Below are 16,326 nucleotides of genomic sequence, written 5' to 3' on the forward strand. Positions count from 1 at the left end.
AGCCCCGGCGCACAGAGGGGTGGAATTCCCTCTGGTAATCGTGCACCGCGAGTGTATGATTACCCCATTGTCCGACAATTATTGTCCGACACTATGACAATGACGTCACCCAGAAAGCGAGCAATCACATGCAAAGACGCACCACAGCAGCTCTGCGTACCGCCGCCGTTCTCGCCTCCGTCGCCCTCGTCGCCACCGGCTGTTCCGCCGGCGGCGGTGAGTCAGGTGAAGGAGGATCGGGCGAGGAAGTCGCCCTCACCTACCAGACCCCCGACGGCCAGTGCGAAGCCGGCCCCACCGAGGGCGTCGACTACGACACCGCGAACGAGCTGATCCAGTCGTTCCAGGAGCCCTCCACCGGCCTCATCCAGACCGAGCCCCTGCCCACGCCCGTCGGGCCCGACTTCACGGTCGCCTTCCTCAACAACGACACCGCCGTGGCCGGCATCATGTACGCGAGCATGGAGCTCGCCGCCGACGCAGCCGGGGTCGAGCTCGTGAACGTGAGCACGGGCACCGACGCCCAGAGCATCAACAGCGCGCTGAACTCGGTCGTCGAGCTCGAGCCCGACGCCGTCATCTCGGTCGCCATCGACGCCACCTTCTACCAGGACCAGCTCGAGCAGCTCGAGGCCAAGGGCATCCCGGTCGTCTACGCCTCCCAGGGCAACGCCGAGGAGTTCGGCCTCGACGACACCCTCGGCGGGCTCAACGCCTCGCTCGTCAACGGCCAGGTGCTCGCCGCCGGCGCGGTGGCCTTCACCTGCGGCACTGGCGACGAGTTCGTGTTCTACAACGTGCCCGAGCTCACCTTCTCGGCCATCCAGCTCGAGGCGGCCCAGGAGTACCTCGCCGAGCTCTGCGCCGACTGCTCGCTCCGCGTGGTCGACATCTCGATCATCGACCCGAGCCCGGCCGACAAGATCGTGAGCGACCTGCAGTCGAACCCAGAGACCGACTTCTTCATCACCCCCGTCGACCAGTACCAGATCGGTCTCGGCGACAAGGCGCAGCTCGCCGGCCTCACCAACGCCTACGGCTTCGGCCAGTCGTCGCTGCCGCCGAACGTGCAGCAGCTCGCCGACGGCCTGCAGACCGCCGGCTTCGCCGTGGACCTCAACATGTTCATGTGGCTGCTCCTCGACGAGGCGTTCCGCAAGGCGCAGGGCGTCTACGAGCCCTACACCGACTGGGATGCCGTCAACCGCTCGGTCTCGCTCGTGCTGACCCCGGAGAACGCCGGCCAGTACGTCGCGGGCTTCGAGGCCTACCCGGGCATGGAAGACGACTTCAAGGCCCTCTGGGGCAAGTAGCAGCACCCGCGGCCGCCGGCCCAGCACCGGCCGGCGGCCACACCCCTCATCCGCACTAGAAAGCGAGCAATCACATGCAACGACGCATCACGAACGCACTCCGAGCCGCAGCGGTTCTGGGTGCGGTCTCCCTGCTGGCCGCAGGCTGTTCCTCCGGAGGAACCGACGGCGGCGGTGGCGGCGACGCGGCCGGCGGCGACGTCCCCCTGACCTACATGGCCGAGGACGGCTCCTGCGCCGAGGGCCCCGCCGAGGGCATCGACTTCGCCGCGGCCGACGAGGTCGTGAAGAGCTTCGAGACGCCGAACGAAGCCATCCTCGCCACCGAGCCCCTCAAGGAGCCGGTCGATCCGAACACCACCGCGGTCTACCTCAACAACGGCACCCCGGTCGCCGGGCTCTTCCAGGCCGGCCTCCAGGCCGCCTCCGAGGCCGCCGGCATCAAGTTCGTCAACGTCGACACCGGCACCGACGCGCAGAGCATCAACTCGGCGCTCAACTCGGTCGTCGAGATGAAGCCCGACATCGTCTTCGACCAGTCGGTCGACGCCCGCTTCTTCCAGGACCAGCTCACGCAGCTCCAGGACCAGGGCACCGCGATCGTCTACGGCGGTCAGCTCAACGCCGAGGAGTTCGGCCTGCGCGACTCGCTCGGCGGCGCCGGCAGCATCGAGGTCAACAGCGATGTTCTCGCGAATGCCGCCGTCCAGCTCACGTGCGGCACGGCGACCGAGTTCGTGATGTACTCCATCCCCGAGATCCCGGCCTCCGAGATCCAGAACGAGGCCGTGCCGGCCGCGCTCGCCGAGCTCTGCCCCGAGTGCACGCTGCGCATCGTCGACATCTCGATCGCCGACGCGAGCCCCGCCGACAAGATCGTCTCCGACCTGCAGGCCAACCCGCAGACGGAGTTCTTCATCTCGCTCGCCGACCAGTTCCAGATCGGCCTCTCCGAGAAGGCGCAGCTCGCCGGACTCACCAACGCCTACGGCGTGGGTCAGTCGTCGCTGCCGCAGAACATCCAGCAGATCGCCGACGGCACCGAGGTGGCGGGCTACGTGGTCGACTTCAACATGTTCATGTGGCTGCAGGTCGATGAAGGACTCCGCACGATGCAAGGCATGGAGGTCCCCTACCTCGACGGCGACTGGGAAGCCGCGGCCAAGGCGATCTCGCACATCGTGACCATCCGGAACGCCGACGAGTACCTCACCCCTGCGGGTTACGTGGCCCTCGAGGGCTTCGAGGACCAGTTCCTGGAACTCTGGGGCAAGTGATCCGATGACGAACGAGTCGACGAACGGGTCGCCGATGGGCGCCCCACCGCTGCTGAGCATCGAGGGGATGATCAAGGACTTCCCGGGCAACCGGGCCCTCGACAACGTCTCCCTCGAGGTCGCCAGCGGTGAGGTGGTCGCGGTGGTGGGCCACAACGGGTCGGGCAAGTCGACCCTGGTGAAGATCCTCGCGGGGGTCTACACCTCCGACGGGGGCACGGTGGAGCTGTCGTCCCAGGACGGCTTCGACACCGAGCTGCACATCATCCATCAGGATCTCGGCCTCGCCAACGAGCTGACGGGCATTGAGAACCTGGGCATCACGCACTACCACGGCGCCTCGTCGTTCGCCCCGTTCGACCGCAAGAAGGAGCGGGCCAAGGCGCGCGAGCTCATCGGCCGCTTCGGCGAGCCGTTCGACGTCGACATCCCCATCTCCAAGCTCGCCCCCGCCCAGCGCTCGATCATCGGCATCGCCCGAGCGCTGGACGGGTGGCAGCACCCCCGCAACGTGCTCATCCTCGATGAGCCCACGGAGGCGCTGCACGCCACCGAGGTGCGGGTGCTGTTCGACGCCGTGAAGAAGCTCGCCGCCGACGGCGCGGGCGTCATCTTCATCTCGCACCGACTCGACGAGGTGCTCGACCTCGCCGACCGCGTCGTCGTGCTCCGCGACGGGCGGAAGGTGGCCGACGAGCCCCGATCCGACCTCGACCACGACCGTCTGGTCTCCTACGTCACCGGCATCCCCGTGGGCGAGGCCGAGCACGGCGAGAACGCGCGGAACGCGGGGGAGGTGGTGCTCGACATCAAGGGCCTCACGGGCGAGATCCTCGATGGGGTCGACCTGCAGGTGCGCTCCGGCGAGGTCGTCGGTGTCGCGGGCGTGCTGGGCTCGGGCCGCGAGGCGCTGCCCGCCATGATCTACGGATCGATCGACGCCGACGTGGAGTCGTTCACCCTCGACGGGAGGCCCTACCTCAAGCGGTCGCCGCGGGAGAGCATCCGCCGAGGCACCGCGTTCGTGCCGGGCGACCGGGCGAAGTTCGGCTCGGTCAGGCCCATGACGGCGCGGGAGAACGTGACGCTGCCGGAGCTGAAGTCGATGACCGGTGCCGGAGGCGCCATCAACCTCAAGCGCGAGCGCGAGCACGCTCAGACGCTCATGCAGGAGTACGACGTGAAGCCGCCGCGTGCGGAGCAGGTGTTCGCACAGTTCTCGGGCGGCAACCAGCAGAAGATCGTGTTCGCGAAGTGGCTGCGCAACAAGCCCTCGCTGCTGCTCCTGGAGGAGCCGACACAGGGCGTCGACATCGGCGCCAAGCAGGCCATCTACGACGCCATCGATCGAGCGGCCTCCACGGGCGCCGCGGTGCTCGTGTGCTCGTCGGAGGCGAAGGAGCTCGTGCGCCTGTGCGACCGGGTGCTGGTGCTGCGCGATGGACGGATCGCCGCCGAACTGGCGGGCGACGAGCTGACGGAGACGCAGCTCGTCATCGAAGGCTATGGATTGAAGAGCGAGGACGAACTGTGAAGAAGACCGAAGCCATCCAGACGGTCGATCCGGCGGTCGCGGATCGCGGACCGGCGAAGAAGAACGGGGTGCTGGCGGCGCTGTCGTTCCGCAACATCAGCGCGATCTACATCTTCGTCGTGCTGTTCGCGATCTTCGCGATCATCACGCCGCGCACGTTCCTCACCCCGGGCACCTGGCTCGTGCTGCTGGACGCGCAGTCGATCACGGTGCTCGCGGCGATCGCGGTGCTCATCCCGCTCGTCAACGGCGTGTTCAACCTGGCGATCGGCGCGGAGGTCGGCTTCGCCGTCATCCTCGTGGCCGTGCTGCAGACGAAGCTCAACATGCCGTGGGGCCTCGCCATCGCGGTCGCGATCCTGATCGGGGCCTTCATCGGCCTCGTCTCGGGCCTCATCATCACCAAGGGCAAGATCGACTCGTTCATCGCGACCCTCGGCATGAGCTCGATCCTGCTGGCGGGCCTCGCGTTCCTCTCCGAGAACCGCCAGATCATCGGCCTGCAGGACGGCTTCCGCCTGTTCGCCACGGGGGGTCTGCCGCTCGTCCCCGACAACCCGAACTTCAAGCTCACGAACCCCGTGTTCATCATGCTGATCGTGGCGTTCATCGTCTGGTACCTGCTCGAGCGCACCCCCGTCGGCCGCCGCATGTACGCGGCGGGCTACAACCCCGACGGCGCCCGGCTCTCCGGTGTCAACGTCGGCCGGCTGCAGATCGCCTCGCTCGTGGCCGGCGGCATCATCGCCGCCCTCGCGGGTGTGCTGCTCGCCTCGCGCATCAACGCCGGTGACCCGACCGTCGGCCCGGGCCTCCTGCTGCCGGCGCTCACCGCGGTGTTCCTCGGATCGACCCAGTTCAAGGGCGGCCGGTTCAACGTGTGGGGCACCGTCATCTCGGTCTACGTGCTCGCCGTGGGCATCAAGGGCCTGCAGCTGCTCGGTGCGCAGAACTGGGTGAGCGACCTGTTCAACGGTGTCGCCCTGCTCGCCGCCGTCGGTCTCTCCCGCTGGGAGCGCACCGCCAAGCGCGGAAGCGCCATCAAGCGGGCGACGCCCAAGTTCGGCCGCGGCAAGTAACCCCTCCCACGAGTGGTCGGTTTCGGTCCCTAGAAGCAATTCTTGGGACCGATTCTGACCACTCGTGGGATGGAAGAAGCCCCCTCCACGTCGTGTGGAGGGGGCTTCTCGGCGTGCGGGCTAGAGCAGGTCGCGGCGGGAGACCTCGGCGATGGCGCTCCAGTCGGCGTCCTTGAGATCCGGATCAGCGAGGGCCGCGTCGAACACCTGGATGAGGGCCGGGAGCGTCGCCGCGGTCACGCCGCCGGCCTCCGCGACCTCCTGGGCGAGCCCCAGATCCTTCCGCCCGAGGGCGATGTGGAAGCCGGGCGGGGTGTACTCGCCGCGCGCGATCATGCCGCCGTAGCCGGAGTAGACGACCCCACCGAAGAGCGTCGACGAGAGCAGCTCGGTGAAGAGCTCGGGATCGACCCCCTGGCGCTCGGTCATCGCGACCGACTCGCCGATCGCCTGCATGGCGTGGATGATGTTGTAGTTCACCGCCGCCTTCACGGCGTTGGCGGCCGAGGGCCGCTCGCCGAGCCGCCAGGTGCGCTTGCCGAGCTCGGCGAAGTACGGCTCGAGGGCGTCGAGCGCCTCGGCCGGGCCCGCCGCCAAAATGTTCAGCTGGCCCGCGGCCGCCACCGGCGGGCGGCCGAGCACGGGGGCGCCCACGTAGGTGGCGCCCTCCGCGTCGAACGCCGCCACGAGCCGATCCGCCAGCGACGGGCTGATCGAGGCCATCACGACGTGCGTGCGGCCCTTCAGCGACCGGATGGCGGCCTCGTCGAGCACCGACTGCACGGCCTCGTCGTTGGCGAGCATCGAGAACGACAGCTCGGGCTCGAGGGCCTCGGCGGGCGTCTGGGCCCGCCGGGCCCCCGCGGCCACGAGCTCGTCGGCGGCACCGGGCGAGCGGTTCCAGACGACGACGTCGTGGCCGGCGTCGAGAAGGCGCCTCGCCATGCCCTGGCCCATCGAGCCGAGGCCGAGGAATCCGACCGTGGTCACGGTGTCGCTCGTCACGCTTCGCCGCGCCCCCAGGTGGTGTTGAGGTGCGACTGCGAGTCGCGCTCGAGGTTGAGCGGGCCGTCGATCGTGTAGTAGCGCTTGCCCGCCACGAGCAGCTCCTCGGCCGGGAACTTCGTGATGACCTCGCAGCCGTCGGCCGTGACCACGACCTCCTCCTCGATGCGCGCGGCGCCCCAGCCGTCGGCCGAGGGCCAGTAGGTCTCGAGGGCGAAGACGTTGCCCTCCTGCAGCACCTCCGGGTGGTCGAGCGAGGTGAGGCGCGAGAAGATCGGCTTCTCCCAGATCGACAGGCCCACGCCGTGGCCGTACTGCAGGGCGAACGCGGCCTCCTCGTCGGCGAAGCCGAACTCCTCGGCCTTCGGCCACACCTTCACGATGTCGGCGGTGGTGGCACCGGGCTTCACGAGGGCGATCGCGCGGTCCATGTACTCGCGGGCGCGGGTGTAGGCGTCGCGCTGGGCCGACGACGCCGAGCCGACCGCGAAGGTGCGGTAGTAGCAGGTGCGGTAGCCGTTGAACGAGTGCAGGATGTCGAAGAACGCCGGGTCGCCCGGGCGGATCAGGCGGTCCGAGAACACGTGCGGGTGCGGCGAGCAGCGCTCACCGGAGATCGCGTTCACGCCCTCGACGTACTCCGAGCCGAGGTCGTAGAGGGTCTTCGCCACGAGGCCCACGGCCTCGTTCTCGCGGACGCCGGGGCGGAGGAAGCGGTAGAGGTCCTCGTAGGCCGCGTCGACCATCGAGGCGGCCTGGGTGAGCAGGCGGATCTCATCCGGCGTCTTCACGCGGCGGGCCTCCATGAAGACCTGCTGGCCGTCGACGACCTGGATGCCCTCCTGCTGCAGGGCGAAGAGGATGGGCAGCTCGATCACGTCGACACCGAGCGGCTGGTTCGCGAGCCCGAACTTCTCGAGCTCGCGCTTGATCTTCTTGGCCACCTTCTGCGCGATCTCCGCCTCGGGCGGGAACGCGCCGCGGAGGGTGGAGATGCCGGCGCGGGCGCCGGACTCGAGCCGCGGCCGCTTGGCGCCCTCGTGCGGGGCGTTGGGGTCGGCATCCATCTCGGCCGTCGTGGTGTCGAGCCACGGGTTGTAGAGGGCGTGGTGCTTCGCCGCCGAGCCGAAGTCCCAGACGATCGGATCGGTGTTGCGCGTGAGCAGCGAGAAGCGGATGAGCTTGTCCATCGCCCAGGTGCCGATGTGGGTGGCGCTCATGTAGCGGATGTTGGAGAAGTCGAACGCGAGCACCGCACCGAGCGAGGAGATGTCGAGCTCCGCCTTCAGTCGGGCGAGGCGGGCGTCGCGCAGCCGATCCATGTCGACGCGCTCCTCCCAGTCCACGGCGTTGGTTCCGGTGGTGCCGGTGCTCTTCATCGAGTCCTCCTTGGGGTCGCGCCGACGATCTGGTCGCGCTGACGATCTGACTGGCTTGGCGGCGCCGCACTTTACACGCGTACAGCCCGACTTAACACTACAACACCGATCTCGCGTACGCTCGGGCTCTACTATGGAGACCATGCCGGACGGATTGGGCGCACGACTGCGCGAAGCACGACTGAAGCAGGGAATGAGCCTGCGCAGCGTCGCGCAGAGCCTCGGTGTCTCGGCTTCCCTCATCTCTCAGGTCGAGATCGGCAAGACGCAGCCCTCGGTCTCGACCCTCTACGCCATGGCGAACCACCTCGGGGTCTCGCTCGACGAGCTCGTGGGCATGCAGCCCGCGCCGGTGGCTCCCGACGAGGCGCCCGTGTCGATGTTCGGTCACACCGGCCCCGCCCTGCCCGACGTGCAGCGCGGCGCCGAGAACCCCGTGATCGAGATGGAGAACGGCGTGCGCTGGGAGCGGCTCGCGGCCGGCGCGGGCGGCCCCGTCGATGCGCTGCTCGTGACCTACGAGCCCGGAGCGTCGAGCTCGGTCGAGGGCAAGCTGATGCGGCACGCCGGCACCGAGTACGCCTACCTGCTCGAGGGCGAGCTCACCCTGCACATCGACTTCGACACCCACGTGCTCGGCCCGGGCGACTCGCTGCAGTTCGACTCCGTGCGCCCGCACCTCTACTCCAACCGCGGCTCGGTGCCGGCGAAGGGCGTGTGGTTCGTCTTCGGCCGCCGGCAGCAGAACCTCGCCATGCGCGATGCTCCGCAGGGGGAGTCCGGCGCTCCCGAGGGCGCGCCCGGATCGGCGGTCGACGTGCTGCGGCAGATGGACGGGCTCGGCGCCTAGCCCCCTCGAGGTGCCTGGCGCCGAGCCCGTCGTCGTCGTGTTGGCCGTTCGTGTCAGCTGCGGGTGTGCACCGCGGGCCGCGGCTCGGCGATCCACGGGTCGACGAGCGTCTTGATCTGCGTGGAGCGGCCCTCGAGCAGCGGCTGCAGCGCATCCTCGCCCACGGTGTCGAGCGGGATGACCTCGCTCGCGATGTCGGACCAGTCCGGCCGGGTGCCGAGCAGTCGCACGGCCTCGGGGAAGTCGGTCCGGTAGACGTGCGCGACGGTGCCGATGATCGTGTACTCGCTGAGCGTCCAGCGCCCGAGCGGCAGGGCGGGCTCGCCGCGCTGCACGCCCACGGGCACGATCGTGGCGCCGGGCTTGGCCGCATCGAGCACGGAGGCGAGGCCCGGGGCCGAGCCGCTGACCTCGAAGAACACGTCGATGTCCATGCCGAGCTCCTCGATCCGCTCGGCGAGGCTCGCGGTGCCGCCCTTCAGTGTCTCGGTCGCGCCGAGGCGCTTCGCGAGCTCGAGCCGGTCGTCGTTGAGGTCGACCACGAGCACCCGTGCGCCCGTGGCCGCGGCGGCGACCGTGATGAACGCGCCGATGCCGCCCACGCCGATCACCACGGCGTCCATGCCGGCGGCCAGGCCGCTCCGGCGCACGGCGTGCACCGCGATGGCCATCGGCTGGGTGAGCCCGAGGGTGTCGAGGGGGAGGCCAGAGTCGGAGGCGTCGAAGGTGATGGCGGCCGGCGAGATCACGTAGCCGGCGAGACCGCCGTCGTGGTGGAAGCCGATCGTGCTGTAGCTGCGGCACAGGTTGGTGCGGCCCTGGCGGCAGGGCTTGCAGTCGCCGCACGAGATGCCGGCGCCGCTCACCACGGTCGCCCCCACCTCGAGGTCGGTCACGCCGGGGCCGACGGCCGCGACGGTGCCGGCGAGCTCGTGGCCGAGGGCCACGGGAGGGGAGGCGAGCACGAGGCTGCGACCGAACTCGGTCGCGTCGCTGCCGCAGACGCCGCAGACGCCCACGCGGATGAGCACCTCGCCGGGGCCGGGCTCGGGCACGGCCAGCTCGTCGACCCGCAGGTCGCCGACGTCGTGCAGCACGACAGCGCGCATGGTCGCCTCCGGCACGAGGGAGTCCGGGACGGTCGTCACGCGAACGATCCGGACTCGATCGGCAGCTGCACCGCGGAGCGCTCCGCGATCATGCGGCCGAGGTGCTTCTCGTAGACCGCGACGTGGTCGGGGTGGTCGAGGTAGGCGTCGAGGCCCGCGGCGTCGTCGAGGATCGCGACGACCCCGTAGTCGGAGCCGGCCGGGCGGAGGTGCAGGTTGGGGCCCGCGGTGTACGACTTGATCTCGGGGATGCCCGTGGCCATCTCGGAGAGGGCTGCCGTGAGCGCGCTCACGTCGGCTTCCGTGACGTCGTCTTTCCAGCGGAATGCGGCGAGGTGGAGGATCATCGGTCTCTGCTCTCTTCGTCGAGGATGTCAAGCGACAATGTACATTGTGGGGCTCTGGCCTTCAATTTATCAGGGGATTGTGTGACGGTTGTACATCGTTGCTGTATTCTCGACAGCGTTGCCGATGAGGGCTGGAGGACACCGATGAGCGGACCGCGGATCGCCGTGCTGGGAGCCGGAGCGAACGGAGCCTCGATCGGAGCCGATCTCACGGCGGCCGGCCTCGACCCGGTGCTGATCGAGCAGTGGCCCTCTCACGTCGAGCGGATGCGTGCCGACGGCATCCGCATCATCACCCCCGACAGCGAGCTGCACGTGCGGCCCCGGGTGCTGCACCTCTGCGAGGTCGCCGAGCTCAAGCAGCCCTTCGACGTCGTGCTCATGCTCATGAAGGCCTACGACTCGCGGTGGGCCGCCGAGCTGATCCGGCCGTACCTGGCCGCCGACGGCCTCATGGCCGGCGTGCAGAACGGCATGACCGCGGGTGTCGTGGAGGACGTGGTGGGCGCCTCCCGCACCATCGGCACCGTGATCGAGTGCTCCGCCACCATGGACGAGCCGGGCGTCGTGCACCGGCACACGGGCGTCGACCGCTCGTGGTTCGCGGTGGGGGAGCTCCCGGGCGGGCCGGCCGGCCGCGCCGAGGAGGTGGCGGCCCTGCTGCGGCACTCCGGCACGGTGCAGCACTTCGACGACATCGAGGCGGCGAAGTGGATGAAGCTCGTCTCCAACAGCACGCTGCTCGTCACGAGCGCGATCCTCGGCTTGCCGATGCTCGACGCCCTGCACACGCCCGGGTACCGCGAGGTGATGGTGACCGCCGGAAACGAGGCGCTCGCCGTGGGGGCCGCCGCGGGGCATCCGGTGCTGCCCATCTTCGGGCTCACCCCCGACGAGATCGCCGACCCCGACCAGGTGGTCGAGATCATGACCGACAAGCTCTTCACCGGATTCGTGGTGCCGGGCGCCACCACCACCGTGCTGCAGGACTGGGTGAAGGGGCGGCACAGCGAGGTCGACGACCTCAACGGGCACGTCGTCGCGCGCGGCGCCGAGCTCGGGGTGCCGACGCCCGTGAACGCGGCCGTCGTGGAGCTCGCCCACGCCATCGAGCGCGGGGAGCTCGAGCCCTCGCCGGCGCACCTCGACGCGATGTCGCGGGCGCGCGGGTGACGACGGGCCCGGACTCGCAGGCTGCCGCACCGGCGTCGGAGCCGGCGTCGGAGCCGGCGTCGAAGCCGGGCCCGGCGAAGCGGTCGCGGCCCGTCGTCGCGACGATCGCCGCCCTGGTGGCCGGGTGCGCCGTGGCCGCCCAGACCTCCATCAACGGGCACACGAGCGTGGCGGTCGGATCTCCCGTGCTCGCGACCGCGGTCAACCACGGGTCGGCGCTGCTGCTCTCGCTCATTGTGGCGCTCGCCATGGGGGCGCTGCCCCGGGCGGCCCGCGCCCTCCGGCAGCGGCGCTCGGAGCTCCGCTGGTGGTGGTTCCTCGGCGGCCTGATGGGCTTCGTGGCCGTGCTCGCCATCATCACGGTCACGCCCACCGTGGGAGTGGTCGCGGTGGCGGTGGCCGTCACCCTCGGGCAGCTCATCGGCTCGGTGATGGCCGACTCGCTGAACCTCGGGCCCGGAGGCCGGCGACCGCTCAACCTGCTCCGCACGGTGGGGCTCGGCGTGGCGGTGATCGCCGTCGTCGTGGGAGCGGTCGGCCGTTTCGAGGTCGAGAACCTCGTCGTCATCCCGGTCGTCATCGTCGCCGGCATCATCATCGCCGTGCAGCAGGCCTGGAACGGCTGGATCGTCGTGGTCTCGGGCGAGTTCGCCGCCATGTCGGTCATCAACTTCGCCACCTCGGCGATCTTCGTGGGCACGGCGCTCGTGATCTCGATGCTCAACGCGCCCATCGACTTCGCCGCGCTGCCGCCCTGGGCGCCCCTCGGCGGCGCCGTGGGGGCCGTGATCGGAGTGGTCACGGCGCTCACCCTGCGCATCATCGGCGTGCTGAGCGTGATGCTCTGCATCGCCGCCGGGCAGGCGATCGCGGCGGTCGTGCTCGACCTCGTGGTGCCCGTCGACGCGATCGGGTTGACGCCGGGCGCCGTGCTCGGCGCGGTGCTCGCGGTGGCCGCGGTGGGGATCGCGGGACTCGGGGCGCTCACGGGTGCTCGGCGGCGGGCGGCGGATGCTCGTGATGCTGCGGGGGCGGGTGCGGGGGCGGATGCCGGTGCGGGCGCTGGTGCCGATGCCGTGCCGCTGCCCGGGAGCCAGACCCCCTAGACAACACGCAGGCCGGCACCGCCGCCGGGCCAGGAGGAGATGCCATGCCGACCACCGTCGATGCCGCCGTCACCCACATGGGTGCGCTCGAGCTCAGCGTGGAGCCGCTCGTGCTCCGCGATCCGGGCGAGCGCGACGTCGTGGTCGAGATCGACGCCACGGCGTTCTGCTACAGCGACTGGATCGCGGTCGCCGGCGGCACGGGACTGCCCGAGCTCGACCTCTACCCGGTGGTGCTCGGTCACTCCGCGGTGGGCCGCGTGGTCTCCGCGGGCTCGTCGGCACGGCACCGCGAGGGCCAGCGCGTGCTCATCACAGCCACGCCCGAGTGCGGTGAGTGCTTCTGGTGCAGGAGCGGGCGAATCGACCAGTGCGAGGGCCTCTTCGTGCCCGCGCCCGTGATCGGGGCGCTCGAGGACGGCCGCGAGGTGCGCGCCCCCGGCTCCTCGGCGACCTACGCCGAGCTCAGCGTCATCCGCGACATCCAGGTGTTCCCGGTCGAGAGCGATCTTCCCGACACCTGGCTCGCGATGTTCGGCTGCGGCATCATCTCGGGCATGGGCGCCGTGGCGAACGTGGGGCGGATCGAGCGGGGGAGCTCGGTCGTGGTGGTCGGCTGCGGGCAGGAGGGGCTGTGGATGGTGCAGGCCGCGCGGGCCCTCGGAGCCAGGCGGATCGTCGCGGTCGAACCGATCGCCGCTCGGCGCGAGCTCGCTCTGCGGCTCGGGGCGACCGACGCCGTCGATCCTTCAGGGCTCGGTGAGGCCGAGCTGCGGGATGCGGTGGTCGGGCTCCTCGACGGCCGCGGCGCCGACTACGGCTTCGATGCCGGCGGCTCGATCGCCTCCGTGCAGCAGGCGTTCGCGTTCACCCGGCTCGGTGGGGTCGTGACGATGACCAGCTACGTGCGGCGCGACAGCACCGTCGACCTGCCGCTGTTCGACCTCGCGCTGCGCGGCCGCGACGTGCGGAGCTCGCAGAGCGGGCGGCTCGACATGCGCCGCGACCTCGCGCAGTTCCTGCCGTGGCTGGAGTCGGGCGCGGTCGACTCGGAGGCCATGCTCGGCGAGGTCCGCCCCCTCGCCCGTGCGAACGAGGCGCTCGCCGCCTCCCGCGACCGCACCGAGCTCACGCCGATCCTGCTCCCCTGAGCAGCCTGCTCCTGGCCCCTGGCCCCTGGCCCCTGGCCCCTTGCCCCCTGCCCTCTCTGCTCCCTGCTCCCTGCCCCCTGCCCTCTCTCCACCTCTATCGAGCCGTCACTTCTCACGCCAAAACGCGAGCAGAAGTGTGAGAAGTGACGGCTCGGCGGAGGGGGGTGGGGTCAGGCGCGCCAGACCGACTTGAGGGAGACGAACTCGCGGATACCCTCGATCGAGAGCTCGCGGCCGATGCCCGAGTCCTTCGTGCCGCCGAAGGGCAGCTCCGGGTAGGAGATCGACATGCCGTTCACGAAGACGGCGCCCGCGGTGAGGCCCGCGATGAGACGCTCCTCCTCCTCGGCGTCGTTCGTCCAGACGGCCGAGCTGAGCCCGAAGGTGGTGTCGTTGGCGATGGCCAGCGCCTCGTCGGCATCCGTCACCCGGAACACCGTCGCCACGGGCCCGAAGGCCTCCTCGGCGTAGAGCCGCATGCTCGTGTCGACGCCCGTGACCACGGTCGGCGGGTAGAACCAGCCGGCACCCTCGGGAGCCGCGCCGCCGGTGGTGACGGTGGCGCCCTTCGAGCGCGCGTCGTCGACCAGGCCGGCGAGGTCGTCGCGGCCGGATGCCGTGGCGAGCGGACCGACATCCGTCGCGTCGTCGGTGGGGTCGCCCACCGTGAGCGCCGCCATCGCGCTCGTGAACTTCGCCACGAACGCGTCGTAGACGTCGCCGTGCACGAGGAATCGCTTGGCGTTGATGCAGGCCTGGCCGTTGTTGGAGGTGCGGGAGCTGACCGCGGTCGCCACCGCGGCATCCAGGTCGGCGCTCGGCATCACGATGAACGGGTCGGAGCCGCCGAGCTCGAGCACGACGTGCTTGACCTCGGAGCCCGCGATCGAGGCGAGCGAGCGGCCGGCCGGCTCGGATCCGGTGAGGGTCGCGGCAACGACGCGGCGGTCGCGCATGACCTTCTCCACCCGAGCGGCCGGGATGAGCAGGGCCCGGAACGAACCGGTGGGGAACCCGCCGCGCTCGAACAGGGTGTCGAGGTAGAGCGCGGCCTGCGGCACGTTCGAGGCGTGCTTGAGCAGCCCGGTGTTGCCGGCCATGAGCGCGGGGGCGGCGAAGCGGATGACCTGCCAGATGGGGTAGTTCCAGGGCATGACCGCGAGCACGGGCCCGATGGGCTCGTAGCGCGTGTAGGCGCCAGAGGCGTTCATGCGCTCGGGCTCCTCGATGGTGCGGCCGGTGAGGAACGACTCGGCGTTGTCGGCGTAGAAGCGCATGGTCTTGGCCGACTTGAGGGCCTCGGCGCGCGCCTGGGCGAGGGTCTTGCCCATCTCGGTGGTGAGCATCCGCGCCACCTCCTCGGCCTCGGCCTCGAGCACGTCGGCGGCCGCGCGCATCCAGCCGGCGCGCTCGGCGAAGCTCGTGCCGCGGAGGGTGCGGAACGCGGCGACGGCCTCGTCGATGCGGGCGTCGACCTCGGCCTCGGTGTGCGCCTCGAACTCGCGCTCGGTGACGCCGGTGGCGGGGTTGATGGTGGCGATCGCCATGGGGGTGCCTTTCGTGGGGGAGCTGCGGGGTTCGTGTGGGTCGGGCGGTTCGGATGCCGGTGCGCGTCAGCGCGCGTCGGCGCGGGTCGGCTGGGCGGCGGGGGCGTCGAAGATCTCGGGGTGCCGCGCGAGCTCGAGGCGGGTGCGGCGGATGTGCGAGGCGAGCACGCGCTCGGCCTCGTCGGCATCGCCTCGGCGGAGGGCGGAGACGATGAGGTGGTGCTCGTGGTGGGCGCTCCGGTCGCCGGCCGAGCGGAACACGGTCGTGTAGGCGCGACGGTAGGGCTGGGTGCGGTTCCAGAGCCGCAGCACGGTGTCGTGCAGCATCGTGGTGGTGGCCTCGGTGTAGCACGAGAGGTGGAACTCGCGGTCGAGGTGGAGGAAGGTCTCCACGTCGTCGGAGCGCTCCATCTCGTGGGCGAGGGCGTCGAGCCCGTCGACCTGCTCGGGCGTGAGCAGCGGCACGTTGAGGCGCAGCAGCAGCGGCTCGAGGCGCTCGCGGATCTGGTAGATCTCCTCGCACTCCGCCAGGTTGAGGCTCGTGACCCAGGCCCCCGTGTTGGCCACGACCTTCACGAGCCCCTCGGACTCGAGCAGTCGCAGGGCCTCGCGAGCGGGCACGCGGCTGGCGCCGTGCCTGCCCGCCACGTCCTCCTGCCGGATGCGCGTGCCGGGCGGGTAGGTGCCCGCGAGGATCGCGTCGCGGAGCTCGGCGGCCACGCGGGTGCCGGCCGAGCCGTGCATGATGAGGTCGGTGGTCATGACCGTCATTCTGCCGGGCGGGCGGGGTGCCAGAGGCGCACGACGGCCTCCTTCTCGTAGGCCTTGCCCTGCGGGAAGCTCACGAGCTCGAACTGCATGCCCCAGGGAGCGCGGAAGTAGAGCCAGCGCTGGCCCTCGGCGGCCTGTTTGCTCGCCACGGGCGAGCCCATGACCTCCACGCCCTGCTCGCGCAGGTAGGCCTCCGCCACGTCGATGTCGTCGACGTAGAGGGCGAGGTGATGGCCCCCGATGTCGCTGTTGAGCGGCTGCGGCGCCTGGGGTCGGCCGTCCTCCGGCACCGCGTACTCGAACACCTCGAGGTTCGTGCCGTGGCCGAGGCGGTAGAAGCGGATCTCGCGGATCTCGGTGCGCGGATCGACCCCGATCTGCACCTGCATGAAGTCGTCGTCCGGGCCGGAGGCGCGCTTCGCACCGAGCGTGTAGACGGGGACCGCGCCGAGCACGTCGACGAGGAAGCGCTCGGCCTCCTCGAGGTCGGTCACCGTGAAGCCCACGTGGTCGATACCGCGCGAGCCCGGGATTCCAGCGGACATGCGACCTCCTTGACGCTCGATTGGATCCATTGTGCGTCATCCGCTCGAGAAAATCCATCGATTTCAGGATCAGGCGTTGATATTGGATGCAATCCCTCGTATCGTCGTGGGCAAGCGAGAGGCACCGCCGGGTGCCGCCG

Annotated in this window: 15 protein-coding genes; 8 read left to right on the top strand and 7 right to left on the bottom strand. The window is 70.3% G+C overall.

From position 1 onward, the window contains the following. The first annotated feature begins 128 nt into the window (after nt 1-128). The 4 genes from Q0D57_RS03075 to Q0D57_RS03090 all read left to right on the top strand — a co-directional run bounded on the left by Q0D57_RS03075 (nt 129) and on the right by Q0D57_RS03090 (nt 5,203). Nucleotides 129-1,313 carry a substrate-binding domain-containing protein gene (locus tag Q0D57_RS03075; RefSeq protein WP_291037944.1) on the top strand — a complete coding sequence of 395 codons (1,185 nt, stop codon included), beginning with the start codon at nt 129-131 and terminating at the stop codon, nt 1,311-1,313. 74 nt (nt 1,314-1,387) lie between these two features. After that, nucleotides 1,388-2,590 (top strand): substrate-binding domain-containing protein, encoded by a 1,203-nt coding sequence (locus Q0D57_RS03080; protein ID WP_291037947.1) that lies wholly within the window; start codon nt 1,388-1,390, stop codon nt 2,588-2,590. Between the two features lie 4 nt (nt 2,591-2,594). Beyond that, nucleotides 2,595-4,124, top strand: a complete 1,530-nt coding sequence (locus Q0D57_RS03085) for a sugar ABC transporter ATP-binding protein (RefSeq protein ID WP_291037952.1) — start codon at nt 2,595-2,597, stop codon at nt 4,122-4,124. Continuing rightward, on the top strand, nt 4,121-5,203 hold the full coding sequence (locus Q0D57_RS03090; protein ID WP_291037955.1) for an ABC transporter permease: 1,083 nt from the start codon (nt 4,121-4,123) through the stop codon (nt 5,201-5,203). Before Q0D57_RS03085 ends, Q0D57_RS03090 begins: the two co-directional genes overlap by 4 nt. A gap of 120 nt (nt 5,204-5,323) precedes the next feature. Here the strand turns inward: Q0D57_RS03090 and Q0D57_RS03095 are convergent, their stop codons facing one another. Both Q0D57_RS03095 and Q0D57_RS03100 read right to left on the bottom strand, forming a co-directional pair. Continuing rightward, complete coding sequence (locus tag Q0D57_RS03095; protein ID WP_291037958.1) at nt 5,324-6,193, bottom strand: NAD(P)-dependent oxidoreductase; 870 nt, start codon at nt 6,191-6,193, stop codon at nt 5,324-5,326. An 11-nt stretch (nt 6,194-6,204) separates the two neighbouring features. Beyond that, on the bottom strand, nt 6,205-7,587 hold the full coding sequence (locus tag Q0D57_RS03100; protein ID WP_291037961.1) for a Xaa-Pro peptidase family protein: 1,383 nt from the start codon (nt 7,585-7,587) through the stop codon (nt 6,205-6,207). A 142-nt stretch (nt 7,588-7,729) separates the two neighbouring features. On the opposite strand from Q0D57_RS03100, the gene Q0D57_RS03105 reads away from it, so the two are divergent. Next, on the top strand, nt 7,730-8,437 hold the full coding sequence (locus Q0D57_RS03105; RefSeq protein WP_291037964.1) for a helix-turn-helix domain-containing protein: 708 nt from the start codon (nt 7,730-7,732) through the stop codon (nt 8,435-8,437). A gap of 53 nt (nt 8,438-8,490) precedes the next feature. Here the strand turns inward: Q0D57_RS03105 and Q0D57_RS03110 are convergent, their stop codons facing one another. Continuing rightward, the gene (locus Q0D57_RS03110; protein ID WP_291037967.1) at nt 8,491-9,585 is read right to left on the bottom strand and encodes an alcohol dehydrogenase catalytic domain-containing protein; all 1,095 of its coding nucleotides are present in this window, start codon (nt 9,583-9,585) and stop codon (nt 8,491-8,493) included. Then, nucleotides 9,582-9,893: a Dabb family protein gene (locus tag Q0D57_RS03115; RefSeq protein ID WP_291037970.1), complete on the bottom strand. Its 312-nt coding sequence runs from the start codon at nt 9,891-9,893 to the stop codon at nt 9,582-9,584. The genes Q0D57_RS03110 and Q0D57_RS03115 overlap by 4 nt, the downstream gene beginning before the upstream one ends. A 144-nt stretch (nt 9,894-10,037) precedes the next feature. Here Q0D57_RS03115 and Q0D57_RS03120 point away from each other — a divergent pair, with 144 nt between their 5' ends. The 3 genes from Q0D57_RS03120 to Q0D57_RS03130 are packed head-to-tail and all read left to right on the top strand — an operon-like array spanning nt 10,038 to nt 13,323. Further along, nucleotides 10,038-11,066 (top strand): 2-dehydropantoate 2-reductase, encoded by a 1,029-nt coding sequence (locus Q0D57_RS03120; RefSeq protein ID WP_291037974.1) that lies wholly within the window; start codon nt 10,038-10,040, stop codon nt 11,064-11,066. Then, the gene (locus tag Q0D57_RS03125; RefSeq protein WP_291037977.1) at nt 11,063-12,172 is read left to right on the top strand and encodes a DMT family transporter; all 1,110 of its coding nucleotides are present in this window, start codon (nt 11,063-11,065) and stop codon (nt 12,170-12,172) included. The genes Q0D57_RS03120 and Q0D57_RS03125 overlap by 4 nt, the downstream gene beginning before the upstream one ends. Nucleotides 12,173-12,216: 44 nt before the next feature. After that, entirely contained in the window at nt 12,217-13,323 is a 1,107-nt protein-coding gene (locus tag Q0D57_RS03130) for a zinc-binding dehydrogenase (RefSeq protein WP_291037979.1), read from the top strand. 170 nt (nt 13,324-13,493) lie between these two features. On the opposite strand, the gene Q0D57_RS03135 is transcribed toward Q0D57_RS03130, so the two are convergent. From Q0D57_RS03135 to Q0D57_RS03145, 3 genes are all read right to left on the bottom strand, one after another. Next, the gene (locus Q0D57_RS03135) at nt 13,494-14,870 is read right to left on the bottom strand and encodes an NADP-dependent succinic semialdehyde dehydrogenase (RefSeq protein WP_291037982.1); all 1,377 of its coding nucleotides are present in this window, start codon (nt 14,868-14,870) and stop codon (nt 13,494-13,496) included. Nucleotides 14,871-14,936: 66 nt separating this feature from the next. Next, nucleotides 14,937-15,632, bottom strand: coding sequence for a GntR family transcriptional regulator (locus Q0D57_RS03140; protein WP_291037987.1), 696 nt, complete (start codon nt 15,630-15,632; stop codon nt 14,937-14,939). A 5-nt stretch (nt 15,633-15,637) separates the two neighbouring features. Beyond that, nucleotides 15,638-16,186 (bottom strand): VOC family protein, encoded by a 549-nt coding sequence (locus tag Q0D57_RS03145; protein ID WP_291037991.1) that lies wholly within the window; start codon nt 16,184-16,186, stop codon nt 15,638-15,640. Between the last annotated feature and the right edge of the window lie 140 nt (nt 16,187-16,326).

It is taken from the genome of Herbiconiux sp. (assembly GCF_023264895.1).
GTDB lineage: Bacteria > Actinomycetota > Actinomycetes > Actinomycetales > Microbacteriaceae > Herbiconiux.

Bases quoted from the DNA above. Each gene is read 5' to 3' on its own strand.
- Q0D57_RS03105 (WP_291037964.1), top strand. From the start codon at position 7,730: ATGCCGGACGGATTGGGCGCACGACTGCGCGAAGCACGACTGAAGCAG.
- Q0D57_RS03080 (WP_291037947.1), top strand. From the start codon at position 1,388: ATGCAACGACGCATCACGAACGCACTCCGAGCCGCAGCGGTTCTGGGT.
- Q0D57_RS03135 (WP_291037982.1), bottom strand. From the start codon at position 14,870: ATGGCGATCGCCACCATCAACCCCGCCACCGGCGTCACCGAGCGCGAG.
- Q0D57_RS03085 (WP_291037952.1), top strand. From the start codon at position 2,595: ATGACGAACGAGTCGACGAACGGGTCGCCGATGGGCGCCCCACCGCTG.
- Q0D57_RS03130 (WP_291037979.1), top strand. From the start codon at position 12,217: ATGCCGACCACCGTCGATGCCGCCGTCACCCACATGGGTGCGCTCGAG.
- Q0D57_RS03145 (WP_291037991.1), bottom strand. From the start codon at position 16,186: ATGTCCGCTGGAATCCCGGGCTCGCGCGGTATCGACCACGTGGGCTTC.
- Q0D57_RS03115 (WP_291037970.1), bottom strand. From the start codon at position 9,893: ATGATCCTCCACCTCGCCGCATTCCGCTGGAAAGACGACGTCACGGAA.
- Q0D57_RS03140 (WP_291037987.1), bottom strand. From the start codon at position 15,632: ATGACCACCGACCTCATCATGCACGGCTCGGCCGGCACCCGCGTGGCC.
- Q0D57_RS03075 (WP_291037944.1), top strand. From the start codon at position 129: ATGCAAAGACGCACCACAGCAGCTCTGCGTACCGCCGCCGTTCTCGCC.
- Q0D57_RS03100 (WP_291037961.1), bottom strand. From the start codon at position 7,587: ATGAAGAGCACCGGCACCACCGGAACCAACGCCGTGGACTGGGAGGAG.
- Q0D57_RS03120 (WP_291037974.1), top strand. From the start codon at position 10,038: ATGAGCGGACCGCGGATCGCCGTGCTGGGAGCCGGAGCGAACGGAGCC.